Below are 12578 nucleotides of genomic sequence, written 5' to 3' on the forward strand. Positions count from 1 at the left end.
TGCTTTAGCTGACGGATCTGTGAGCTAAAGCAGACGGCAATGAAAGCGGAAAGAAAATGCCTGGATCTAATAGTTCTTCTATTTTTCAGCCGTAGGTAGCATTTTAATTCCTATTACGTCAGTTTATAATTCCTTTCCCCAAAAATTAAATTCCTGTAACCATTCGGATTAATCAAACGTTTGATTAATATTGTGCTGCATAACGAGCAAAGTGGATAAACGCGAACACATTTTAGAAATAGCCGAAGGGCTTTTTGCCGAATATGGTTACGAAGGCGCTTCCACGCGGATGCTGGCCAAAGAAGCCGGCGTGAATGTGGCCATGATCTCGTATTATTTCGGCTCGAAAGAAAAACTATTCGAGGCGCTGGTAGAAAAACGCACCAGTTTTGCCCGTGAACAAATTGCCAGCCTGAGCCGGGAAGAGCAGGATCCGTGGCAGAAACTGAATGCGGTGATCGACCTGAACGTGGACCGTATTTTATCGGATCAGCAGTTTTACCGCATTCTTTACCGGGAGGTTTCCCTGCAGCAACGCTCCCAACTGGGCGCGAACCTGGTGGCGATTCTGATGAAGAACGTAAAGGGGCTGATCGCCTTAATTCAGGCCGGCATTAAGGCGAAAGCTTTCCGGCCGGTAGATCCGGAGCTGACGGTGGCCACGCTTATTGGTACTATTTTTCATACTACCATGACTACCGCGTTGGCGCACTTATTGCTGAACGGGAATCCGGATGGTAGCAGCGTAACCGACGAAAAATTCGCGCAGCGGCTGAAAGACCACCTGAAGGATCTGCTGCAGGCGCATTTAAGACCCATTTAAGACCTGTTCAACCTTAATCAAACTATAAAGATCTCTCACAGCAGGGGCCGGATTCTGAAAAGAGCCGGCCTTTCGCTTTCAGCACTGTCCGGTTGCGGAGGCTTAAGCGTTTGTTTTCGTACACGTTGCCCCCGGAAGATCGCATAAAAACCTCTTTCTTCCGCTAAATTCCTACTCTTTTCATACTGGCATATTTCGTGTAAAGCATGCAACCGGAGAAGTTTTCTTTTCCGGTTCACTTACCTACCGTTTTGCGCTTATGCTGAAGAATTATTTCAAGACTGCCTACCGGAACCTGATGCGCCACAAGTTCTATTCGGCCATTACCATGCTGGGTTTAGCCACAGGCATTGCCTGCTTCCTGCTTATCTTCCTGTTCATTCAGGATGAAGTGCGCTACGACCGGTTTCACACCAAAGCCGATCGCATTTACCGCCTTATTAGTAAGCTCGATTCCGAAGAAGGTCAGGGCGAAGAATCGTCGAGCGCCTCGCTGCCGGTGGCCAAAGCCCTGCAAACTGATTATCCGCATTTAATTGAGGCTACCGTAAGGTTTTTCAATTTTCAGCAGCCAACCCTTACCCTGGAACGCGGCGAGAAAAAGCTGAACGAAAAACACCTGTTCTTTGCCGATTCTACGGTTTTTAAGGTCTTCGATTTTCCCCTGGCTAAAGGCAACCCGGCCGAAGCGCTCTCTCAGCCCAATACCATTGTGCTAAGTCAGGAATTAGCCGAAAAATACTTCGGCAACGAAGACCCGATGAACCAAGTGCTGAAGTTCGAAGGCCTTTTCGAGCTGAAAGTTACCGGAGTGCTGGCTCCGCTGAAGCACCCGACCCATATTCCTTTCGAAGGCCTGATCGCGTTCCGGACGGCGTATAAAATGGCCCCGCATCTGGACCGCAACTGGGTCTGGAACCCGGCCTGGACTTACGTGCTGCTGAAAGACGGCGCCAGTCCGCAAGAACTGGAAGCGCAATTCCCCGAGTTTGTAAAGAAATATTACCCGGAATTTATTCAGCCGCAGATCACGCAGTATTTACAGCCACTCAAAGATATTCACCTGCACTCCGACCTCGATTATGAAATGCAGCCGAACGGCGACATCAACAACCTCTTTATTTTTGGGGTGATCGGGATTTTCATTCTGGTTATTGCCTGCATCAACTTTATGAACCTGGCTACGGCGCGGGCTTCCGGCCGGGCCAAAGAAGTGGGCATCCGCAAGGTTTCGGGCGCGTACCGTTCGCAACTTATCGGGCAGTTTCTGGCGGAAGCCGTGCTGTTGAGTTTCTTCGCCGTGCTGTTAGCTTTGGCATTGGTAGAAGTGTTGCTGCCGCTTTTCAGCGGAATTTCCGGCAAAGCCCTCGACTTCGACCTGCTTACCAACCCGGCCTTGCTGACTGGTTTGATCGGAATTGGCTTGCTTACGGGCCTGGCTTCGGGCTTGTATCCGGCATTTTTCCTGTCGGCTTTTGAGCCGGTAAAAGTGTTGAAAGGGCAGGCGGCCAAAACCGGTTCCGGCAGCGCGGCCTTGCGCAAAGGGCTGGTGGTACTGCAGTTCGCGATCTCGCTGGGGCTTATTATCGGCACGTTTGTGGTAAACCGGCAACTGGAATACATGCGTTCGGTGAATCTGGGCTTTAATAAGGAACAGGTCTTGGTGCTGCCGTTGCGTCCGCCGCTGGTTTCTAAAACCGAAGCCATTAAAAATGAATTGCTTACCGGGAAAGGGGTGGTGAGCGTAACGCACATGAACGAGATTCTGGGCGAGAGCCACAACACGCACGAAGTAAACTACGAAGGCATGCAACGCGGCAAGTGGATCTACTTCCCGGCTTTAATGGTGGGCGAAGATTTCGTAAAAACCTTCGGCCTCGAAATTATTGCCGGCCGCGATTTTTCCCGCGCCCATCCATCGGATGATTCCCTGGGAATTCTGATAAACGAAGCCATGGTAAAACATTTGGGTTGGGGCACGCCGGAGCAGGCTTTGGGCAAGCGCTTCAGCACGGCCGGCAGCAACGAGAAAGTGATCGGCGTGGTGAAGGATTTCAATTTCGTTTCGGTAGCCAATACCATCGGGCCGTTTGCGCTGGACATTCCCAAAAAGCGGATGGGCGGTTTCTTTACCAAATATTTAGCCCTGCGCGTTTCTCCTGCCAATTTTGATGCTACCGTAGCGCACATCGAAAAAGTCTGGGGCAAATTTTCCCCGCAATACCCGCTGGAATATTTCTTCCTGGATCAGCGCCTCGATCAGCAATACAAAACCCAGGAAAACTTAGGCAAGCTGGTAGGCTATTTCTCGATCCTGGCCATTATGATCGCCTGTTTAGGTTTGTTTGCCCTGGCTTCGTTTACGGCAGAACAGCGCACCAAAGAAATCGGCATCCGGAAAGTGATGGGCGCTTCGGTGCAAAGCATTGTGTACCTGCTGACCAAAGATTTCGTGAAACTGGTTTTTCTGGCGGCTATCATAGCGTTTCCGGTAGCTTATTTCGGCACGTACCGTTGGCTTGAGAACTTTGCTTACCGCATTCAGGTGCCAGTGTGGGTATTTGCCCTTGCCGGAGTTTTAGGCTTGCTCATTGCCGTGCTCACGGTAAGTTACCAGGCCATAAAAGCCGCTTATACCAATCCGGTGAAGAGCTTGAAGTGGGAGTAGGAACCTGTAGCGTAGGGTTTAAACCCTACGCTACTTTTTATATTAGCAGAGTGCTGCTCAGCTGCTCTTCCGGACATCTGTGTCCGGAAGTAACCTGCCGGGGATATTCTTATCCCCGTATTATTGCTCTTCCGTTATTTGCAATCCGGAAGGATGGTACTTCGGATCTGTGATTGGGGTTTTTCAGCAGAAAAGCCTACTGCTTTGCCGGCGTTCGGGCAAGGCGGATTGCAAATCCGCGGCTCGTGCATCCGGATTCAGAAATCCGGATGAGCGCTGATGAGCGATGATGAGCGATGACGTTTGACGTTCCGCCTGAATTAAGATGCTATGGTTTCGAAATGAAAAGCTATTAAGAAGAAACATGGAAATGATAAGCTATTAAGAAGAAACATTTGCGTTTCGCCTTCATTGCCGTCTGCTTTAGCTGACGGTTCCGTCAGCTAAAGCAGACGGCAATGAATAAGCTGATTGTATTTGATTAAAGCAGCGGCCGCTTTCCCTTCCCTGAAAACTCCCGGCCGTTCACCGATTAGCTGCTAACTGAAATTAATTTCCGTAGTTTTGCTATTATGCTAAGGGGTAATTTTCAGGTGCTGAAATACGGGTTGGGCGTCACGGCGTTGGTGTCGGGCTTTCTGCTGCTGGCGTTTCTGCTGTGGCCCTATGTGGAGCTGCAACTGCTTTTCCGGCAGTTCGAAGCCGAAAAAGACTGGCTGCTGCCCTGGAACAGTTTTACCGGGCGCTACGGGTTTAGCAAAGCCGCTTACGTAGCCGTAAAGGTAGATCTGGCCATTATCCTGCTCAGCAGTTTGCTGGGGCTTTATAAACTGCACCACGGCACCGCCAGACAATTTCTGCATTCGCTTTCGCCTGTAAAACCCATAGCTTTTTTCTGGCAAAAACTAAAGCAAACTTGGCAATGTTTGCCGCTGCCGGAAAAGTGGATCGTGGGTATAACCGGCCTTACGCTGCTGGTGGTCCGGACGTACTTTTTGTTTACCATGCGCATCGGTCAGGACGAAGCGGCTACTTACATGCTTTTCCTGACGAAGGGCCCGCCGGGAATCATCTTTTATTATCCGCTGCCCAATAATCACATTTTCTATAACCTGCTTTGCCTGCCGTTGCACTACCTGTTTTCCGATCCGTATTGGGTGGTACAGTTGCCGGTTTACTTCATCAGCATTATTAGCACGGTGGTAATTTACCTGGCTTTGCGGAGTTTCCTGCCGTTTGCGGCGGTCTACCTGGCGGTGAGCGGTTTCAGCTTTTCGTACATGGCCCTGTTTTATTCGGTGCACGGGCGGGGGTATTTTCTGGTGGCGGTTTGCAGTGCGCTGGCAGCCATCGCCCTCATCAAGATCCTGGAACGAAAGGAAGATATTTACTGGCTTGTTTTCCTGGTTTGCACCATTGCCGGATTCTATACGGTGCCGGTTTTCCTGTACCCCTTCGTAGCCATGCTGCTGTTTGCCATTAAGGTATTCGTGCACGAAAACGACCGGTATTCGCTCGGGAGATTAGCCCTGGTCACTTTTTTTGCCGGATTTGCTACCATTCTGCTTTATTTGCCCGTGCTGATGGGAAGCGGTTTTAAGCTGCTTTTCTTTAACGATTACGTTTCGCGCATGCCCATGACGGCGTTTTTCCAGAACCTGCCGGGCAAGATGGCGCACATGCAGGGAGCCATCCTGGGGCAGGAAACGGTCGGCTTCTATCTCTGGCTTTTGGCAATTGCCGGTATCACGTTCCTACTGGTTTTTCCGCACCCCGGCGAAAAAATTATCCGCAAGGCCGGACTGCATACTTCGGAGCTTTTCCTGGTTTGGTGCGGTTCGGTTTTGCCCTGGGTAATGCTGGTGTTGCAGCGGGTTTCGCCGCCGGAGCGGGTTTTCTTTTTTAAATCCTTTTTCGATTTTCTGGCTATCGGGCTGGCGGTTTACCTGGCCGGCTTTTACCTCCTGAAACGCCGCAAGCAATTCTGGTACGGCATTGCCGGCGGTTGGCTTTTGCTTTTCGGCGCCTATGAAGTTACCAAGCAGGTCCGGGCTGAAAGAAGTATAGCCGTGCTGGACGAACGTTTCGATGACCGGCTGCAGGCCATCCGGCAAACCAATGCCCGCAAAATTTTTGCCACCGATATTTACTACAGCGGCTATTTGCGTTACGAGTATTTCAAACACGGCGTGCCGCACTTCATCATCGACGAACACCGTTTCGAGCCGACCCGCAATTACGACCTTCTCATCCTGAACCGCCGCCGCGACAGCATCCCCGGCCTCAATCTTTCGGCCTACAACCTCTGGTTCCAGGACTCCATTGTAAAGATCTACCTCCGGAAGTAATCCCTTCAACGTCATCCCGACGTCAGGAGGGATCACAGGAATATAGTAGTATGTCTGAATAATTAGGTACTACCAACTGTATGAGATCCCTCCTGACGTCGGGATGGCCGAGCCTTGATTTCGAGGCTTCCTTCTGATTTCTCTTTTTCTTTAAATTCAACTGCTTATACAAGCGAAATTGTCTGAACACGATTATAAGGATTAAAAATATAGACAGGATTTCATTCTGGAAAAGAATTAATCCGAATTTAAGAAAAAGCGGGCTTGCTCCTTGTGATGAAAGCCTTTGAACGATCTGAAACCAGCACTGAACTTCCCTCAGTAGATTAAGCTACCCGGTAACTTCTCTTTTCTTCTCCTTCCGGGTCCGATTCATCGTGATTCTTTTGGCGGAAAATCATGCAAATCCTTTAATCCTATGAATCGTGTTCAGACAATTTCTTTCTATTCTTTAAAAGCCAGTCTTACCAATAGAAGCTACTTCAAAAAACGGTCATGTTGAGCGGTAGCGAAACAACTCATCGGCTTTTTGCAGTAACGTTACTACAGCAAGCCGACTAGGTCCTTCGCTGACGCTCAGGATGACAGGTTTACTTGCGCTTTATATGCAATCACATCAATATCAATAAGATACAGCCTCAGTAACAATCTTCTTGAAATTTATTACGAAAATTTTCGTAGAAAATAGTTCCTTTTACGAAACTCTTCGTATAATTGCACATACGAAATGATTCGTAAGATCAATTGCTCAAGAAATATGGCTGAGAAGACACCCCCGAATAAACCTACCGAATCGGAACTGGAAATATTGCAGCTGCTTTGGGAGCATGGCCCCAGCACCGTCCGGTTTGTGAACGACGAGCTCTCTAAAAACAAGGAAACCGGTTATACCACTACCCTGAAATTAATGCAGATCATGCACGAAAAAGGTTTTGTGGAGCGCGACGAAGCCGGCCGTTCGCACGTGTACAAAGCCGCCATCGAAGAATCCGCCACCCAGAAACAATTGCTCGACCGGTTCCTGGAAACCACCTTCCGGGGCTCGGCGCTGAAACTGGTGATGCAGGCTTTGGGCAACCGCAAAACTTCGGAGCAGGAACTGAACGAGATCAGAAATTTATTAGATAAACTTAAAGGGAACGCAAAATGAACTACGTACAAACCTTTCTTTCGCAGGAAGTTGTTCAGGCCCTCGGCTGGACCATTCTGCACTCGCTCTGGCAGGGCGCCCTGGTAGCGCTGGCGCTTTCCGTGCTCTTGCTTTTCCTGAACCGTCAGTCGGCGCAAGTACGGTATTTTATTTCCGTTACGGCTTTGTTCACCACTTTGGCCTTAGCGGTTATTACTTTTTTCAGTCTTTACCGCAGCCCTGCTCCGGAAACTGCTAAACAGGCAACTACCGCTTTTTCAGCCGGAAACGCTACTATTTTAGTTTCCAAAACCGAAACCGTTTGGTTCGAGAATCTGTTCAGCACTACTTTCTTCTCAGCGTATTTCGAAAAGCATTTACCTTTACTGGTTACGCTCTGGTTTATGGGTTTACTCGTAATGGCGTTGCGCATGCTGGGCGGCCTGGCGTACGTGCAGCGAATCAAGAATTACCAGACCAAACCTTTAGGAGACCGCTGGCAAAACAAGCTTCATGCGCTGCAGCAGGAACTGGGTATGAAAAAGCCGGTAAAACTGCTGGAATCGCTACAGGTGAAAGTGCCCATGGCCATCGGGTATCTGAAGCCGGTAATTCTTGTGCCGGTAGGCGCGATTAACGGGTTGTCGGAAAAGCAGGTGGAAGCCATTCTGGCGCACGAACTGGCTCACATTTACCGCCACGATTATGTGTTCAACCTGATCCAGTCTTTAGTGGAAACCATTTTCTTTTACCATCCGGGCATGTGGTGGATCAGCGCCACGGTGCGGGCCGAACGCGAGAACTGCTGTGACGATATTGCCATTACCCTGTGCGGCGATTCGCTGACCTTTGCCGGCGCGCTGGCCGAACTGGAAGAAATGAATTACGCCGCCGGTCCGGCGCTGGCCATGGCGTTGGGCGGTAGAAAAGGATCGCTGCTGAGCCGCATCAAGCGCCTGGTAAGCCAGCCGAAACGGAGCGCCAGCTTTACCGAAGGTTTCCTGGCTGCCTGCATTGTAATGGTTAGTTTGAGCATGGTATCGTTAAGTGCCATGGCTAAATTCGGACCAGAGTTCGAAGAATTCCCGGCCTTCATCATCGGGGTTCCAGCCAAAAAAGCCCCGGTAGCTGCCTCAGAAAATACGGCTAAACCGGAAATAAATATGCCAAAGCAGGCGGCATTGAAATCTGCAAAAACCACCCCGGCAGAAACGGAACCGGCATCTAAATTTGCTTCCGAAGATTATGTGCTTTCCGTTTCAGTAGCGCCGGATTCTTCGGGCAAAGACATCATTATTGTAAAAGATAAAAAAGGCCGCATTCAGGAATTATACGTGGACGGCAAAAAAGTGCGGAAACGCGACATGCCGGAATTCCAGCGCATAATTGAGGAACGGGAGGCGAGCAACAAAAAAGGCTTGTTCGCCAAGGGGAAGAAAAAGAAAAAAGAATACGCTTCCCGTGAAGACCTGGAAGAAGCGCGCCGCGTGATCCAAAGGGCAGGCACAAGGCCGGGCAGACCGAATGTGTACGTGTACAATTACCCTTCAGCCTCCGATTACCGTTCCCATTACAAATATAAGTATGACGGCCTGACTGCTCCACCAGCCCCGCCTGCCCCACTCACTCCGGAACTTCCCATGCGCCCCATGAAACCCATGAAGCCCATGAAACCGATGCGCCCGATGCGGCCTATGAAACCAATGAAACCAATGGCGCCGATGGGTGACGCTTCTAAAGCTGATCTGAAAGCCTACGAAAAAGAGCTGAAGGAATATGAAAAGGAAATGGCCGAATATGATGCAGAAGTGAGCGCTTACGAAGATAGAAACAGCGGGGAATGGAAGGAGTTCGAGCATGAAATGGAGGAATTCAACCGGGAAATGGAGCAGTTCGGCCGGGAAATGGCCCGCTATGCCACCGCCCAGGTACAGATGCACATGGACAGCCGGAATCCGGAAGACGAAGCCCGGGTGCGGGAAGAAGCCCTGGCCCGTGCCGCTGAAGTGAGAGCCCGCGGTGCCGCCGAAAGAGCCAGAGAAGCGGAAGTACGCGCCAAAGCCGCCGCCGACCGGGCCAAAGCAGCTGAGCTCCGTGCGAAAGAACGGGCCAAAGATGCGGAAGAACGGGCAAAAGAAGCCAAGGAGCGCGCTAAGGAGGCCAAAGAACGGAGCAGTCGTATGGAAAAACTAAAAGCCGAATTAAAGAAAGACAACCTGATCGGGGCGAACACGAAATCATTTACTTACAAGATCAGCAAAGAAGGCTTGTACGTGAACGGGAAGAAACAACCGGAAGCCCTTTTTGAAAAATACGGGAAGATGTTCCACCAGAAGTTCGATCCTAAAAACAAGAACAGCAATTACAACGAAGTTTATAACGTTAGCGAAGATTAAATTCTTTGGTTTTTGATTTCTGTTTCAAAAAGTTTACCCCAGGCGCTTCAGGCTCCTGGGGTTCTTTTTTTAACCAACGCTACACTAATACCGGATCATATTTAGCAACTTCCATTACTTGAAATAGCCCAAGCGTCCGCTTAATCCAGACCCATAACTTTTCTGAAAAAGGCGATAATTATTGAAAAGCTGAAGCTGGTTATTTCACGTCCCCTTTGGATGGGGTAGGGCTGTTTCATTCTGGCTAATGACTATCCCCTTGAGGGGATCATAGGGGTGTTTACACCTGCTGATATTTATCAGATTTCGTATTAACACCTCTCTACCTCCCCTCAAGGGGAGAATCGGGTAGAATGAAACCATCCTGCTTTGGAGGGGCAAGGGGAGGATTTTACAGTATTTGATTTTTGATCAGAAATGCTTGAACCTCCCCCTACCCCCTTCAAAGGGGGACTTTATCCAATATGCGTACCTAAATGGTTGTTCCAGAAAAGTTTTGGAACATAATAAAGCGGACGCTTGCGCTAGAATCTGCCAAAGTTTTTATCAAATGGGATCCGGTATTCACGAATTGGTATAACAGTTAAATGATAATCTTCCCAGACCGTCGGTACTTTTTCGGCCTGAAAAGCTACCGTTAAAGTTTCTGTAAAGCGCCCTTTGTGGTATAAAGTTTAGTGGAAGCATTGAATGGGTTCAGGTGCTGGGATTCGGTGAACGGCGGTGGCGCCTGAACGAGGTAATTGGGCTCGGCAAAAGCGACCTTAGGCAAGGCGTTAAAGAAGGTGCACATCTGCAGCACGTTGCCGCGGGAATTGCGGTCGGCGGCCAGAATGTAGAAGCTGTCGTCGAAGGTGTAAACAATGCGGGTGCGGGTAAGGGCGGTCAGGCGTTGGATGTCGGCGGCAGGATTGCTGGAATTAAGGCCTACGAAGAACTCTTGCGTTAAGCCCAGCCAAGAAGGCATGTAGGCGTCGCCAAAACTGGGCAGAGCATACATGATGGTTCGGGGATTCTGCTGCATCAGCTGCCAGAGGAATTTTTCGAGATCGATGCAGTTGTTGCCGTTCTGCAGTTTCACGATGGTAGCAAAAGACCCGTCCTCCAGCGGATATTCCGATTCAATTTGTTCGACAAGGCTGTATTGGGAAAGGATCCGTTGTTTTTCGGCGGAAGATACCTGATCAGCAAAGCCCACGGTAACCAACACCTGGCAGGTTGGCGTCAGAAATACCGGCCCGGTTTTGCTGATGAAAAAATGCGGCGGACAGCCTTGGTTTCCCGGGTGCATGCGGGCCTCAGAATTAACTTCGGTTGCAGGGGCCGGCGCCGGCGCTACCGATTCTTTCTGACAGGAAATTAAGATAAGGAACAATAAACCCAGGTAAGTTAAGTAGATTAATCGCTTCATAATGAACAGATAAGGTAAAGGTGAGACATTACCTGTTCATACGGCTTTTGTTCAAAATTTGGTTAATAAATTTGCGTCTTCTACGCTTTTTTTCTTTACCTTACCTTTCTACTCCTTTCCGCAAACGGTACTTTTTTAAGCGAAAACCTACCGTTTGCGGCCCTGCTTCTGACTTGGTTGTATTTAACTCATCAGCGGCATAGCGTGGGTTTTAATTTAATTCAACCTCCTGTTTTGTGGGATTCCGGAAGGCGATTAGGTCGGGGCTTGTGAGTGGGGTAAGCGGCCCGTTCAGCGAGGCATATTCCACGAGGTCGGCATCGTTAAAGAAACTTACCATTTCAAACACGTTGCCGGCAGCGCTCTTGTCGGCGCTGAGCAGGTAAAGGCGGGAGCCCAGTTCTTCCGGGTAAGTTACGATGTGGGTGCGGGTATCGGCTACGAGTTGCAGGAATTCGGTTTCCGAAGCGTTTACCTGCAGCGATACCACAAATTCGTCGGAGTAAGTGCCGGCCTGCAAACCCGGCAACGAAAACCGCACGGCCGGCAATTGTTCCAGTTCGTGCATCAGCTTTTCGGTTTCGTGGCAGGTAGTACCGGGTTTCAGGGTAATGAGGGAAACCGGGCCGGAAGCCGTTTGCACCTGTCCGGAAACGGCCTGAAATGCCTCACAGGTAGCTAATAGTCTCTGCTGCTGTTTAAGAGGGAAATTCTTGCGGAACCCAACCAGTAATTCAGCGCCGGTAGCGGGCCCTAAAGCCACGGGTTCCGTTTTGGTCTGGTAGCCATACGACGTACAGCTTTCCTGTTGTTTTTCGGGTAGCGGGGCAGCATCGCCGGGTTTTATGCCTTCTTTCCTACATCCGGAGAAGCCCAGGTAAAGGCAGCACGAAAACAGATATAGCATTTTTTTCATAAGCTCAGGAGATAGTGCTACCTGTTCTTACGTTTAATTTTGTGAATAATCAATGTTTAGTTGTAATATTTTTATTTTAGAAGGCCGCGCTATATAGTGAATCCGATAATCAGGGTTCTGCCGTTTTCGTGCATTTTAAGCGAATAGAACTTTAAAATGAGTCCGCTACCGCGAAGGCAGGTTGGAATCTTCGGGTTTGGTAGCCAGAAAGAAATCGGGTTCGGCATTTTCTACGAAAGGTTGCTCATGAAAGTAATTCGCCATTTCCAGCGCATTGCCTTTTGCATTTTTTGTAGCCCCGATCAGGAAAGTCGTTTCGCCTAAGGTATCCAGTAGTTCAGTTCTGGTTTCGGTTAGCAGGGCTTTGAGTTGCGGCATTTGATCGGCGCTTTTCAGGGTCACCAGAAAGCCGGAGGTTAAACCGACCCATAAATAGCCGCTGCCCAGATTGCTTACCGGATCGAAAACGGGGTTAACAAACGTGAGCTCATTTTTTTGCTGCAGCTGCTTTATGATTTGCAGGACCCGGTCACAGGAAGTTGCGTTGCGAAGCTTCACCACGTTAAACGTGCCGGCGCTGCCGCTTTGGTCGGTGCTGAGGTTTTCGAATTCGGGAACCGTTTTCAGAATACTGGTTTTTGCTTCTTGACTTAAACCCGGCTGAAAACCGGCCAGCAAATAAGCAGGCTTTAATTTTAACGGTACTTTTTCCTGCTGGTAATAATAGAAATATTCGGGACAGGCCGTTGTACGGGCCGTTTGAGGAGTTGCGGTGGTGGTTTTCTGGGCAGGTTTCGTGCAGGCAAAAGCGAACAGGAGGCAAAACAAACCAAGGGTATAAAAAGAACGCATAAGTAGCAGGGCTAAAGTAAAACAGTAGGAACTTC

Annotated in this window: 8 protein-coding genes; 5 read left to right on the forward strand and 3 right to left on the reverse strand. The window is 49.5% G+C overall.

Annotation, left to right across the window (positions count from 1 at the left end):
* Nucleotides 1-211 precede the first annotated feature (211 nt).
* The 5 genes from F0P94_RS07490 (at nucleotide 212) to F0P94_RS07510 (ending at nucleotide 9364) form a co-directional block, all read left to right on the forward strand.
* Complete coding sequence (locus F0P94_RS07490; protein WP_191906962.1) at nucleotides 212-823, forward strand: TetR/AcrR family transcriptional regulator; 612 nt, start codon at nucleotides 212-214, stop codon at nucleotides 821-823.
* Between the two features lie 259 nt (nucleotides 824-1082).
* Nucleotides 1083-3491 (forward strand): ABC transporter permease, encoded by a 2409-nt coding sequence (locus tag F0P94_RS07495; RefSeq protein WP_150903256.1) that lies wholly within the window; start codon nucleotides 1083-1085, stop codon nucleotides 3489-3491.
* A 572-nt stretch (nucleotides 3492-4063) separates the two neighbouring features.
* A complete protein-coding gene (locus tag F0P94_RS07500; protein WP_150903257.1) occupies nucleotides 4064-5839 on the forward strand; it encodes a hypothetical protein in 1776 nt (591 codons plus the stop codon).
* Between the two features lie 757 nt (nucleotides 5840-6596).
* Nucleotides 6597-6989, forward strand: coding sequence for a BlaI/MecI/CopY family transcriptional regulator (locus F0P94_RS07505; RefSeq protein ID WP_150903258.1), 393 nt, complete (start codon nucleotides 6597-6599; stop codon nucleotides 6987-6989).
* Nucleotides 6986-9364, forward strand: a complete 2379-nt coding sequence (locus tag F0P94_RS07510; protein WP_150903259.1) for a M56 family metallopeptidase — start codon at nucleotides 6986-6988, stop codon at nucleotides 9362-9364. The genes F0P94_RS07505 and F0P94_RS07510 overlap by 4 nt, the downstream gene beginning before the upstream one ends.
* A 637-nt stretch (nucleotides 9365-10001) precedes the next feature.
* Here F0P94_RS07510 and F0P94_RS07515 read toward each other — a convergent pair.
* The 3 genes from F0P94_RS07515 to F0P94_RS07525 all read right to left on the reverse strand — a co-directional run bounded on the left by F0P94_RS07515 (nucleotide 10002) and on the right by F0P94_RS07525 (nucleotide 12543).
* Nucleotides 10002-10775 (reverse strand): hypothetical protein, encoded by a 774-nt coding sequence (locus tag F0P94_RS07515; protein WP_150903260.1) that lies wholly within the window; start codon nucleotides 10773-10775, stop codon nucleotides 10002-10004.
* A 211-nt stretch (nucleotides 10776-10986) separates the two neighbouring features.
* The gene (locus F0P94_RS07520) at nucleotides 10987-11691 is read right to left on the reverse strand and encodes a hypothetical protein (protein ID WP_150903261.1); all 705 of its coding nucleotides are present in this window, start codon (nucleotides 11689-11691) and stop codon (nucleotides 10987-10989) included.
* Nucleotides 11692-11856: 165 nt separating this feature from the next.
* Nucleotides 11857-12543, reverse strand: a complete 687-nt coding sequence (locus tag F0P94_RS07525) for a hypothetical protein (RefSeq protein WP_150903262.1) — start codon at nucleotides 12541-12543, stop codon at nucleotides 11857-11859.
* Nucleotides 12544-12578 lie beyond the last annotated feature (35 nt).

Origin of the sequence: Adhaeribacter soli, assembly GCF_008727925.1 — a bacterium.
Classification (GTDB): Bacteria; Bacteroidota; Bacteroidia; order Cytophagales; family Hymenobacteraceae; genus Adhaeribacter_A; species Adhaeribacter_A soli.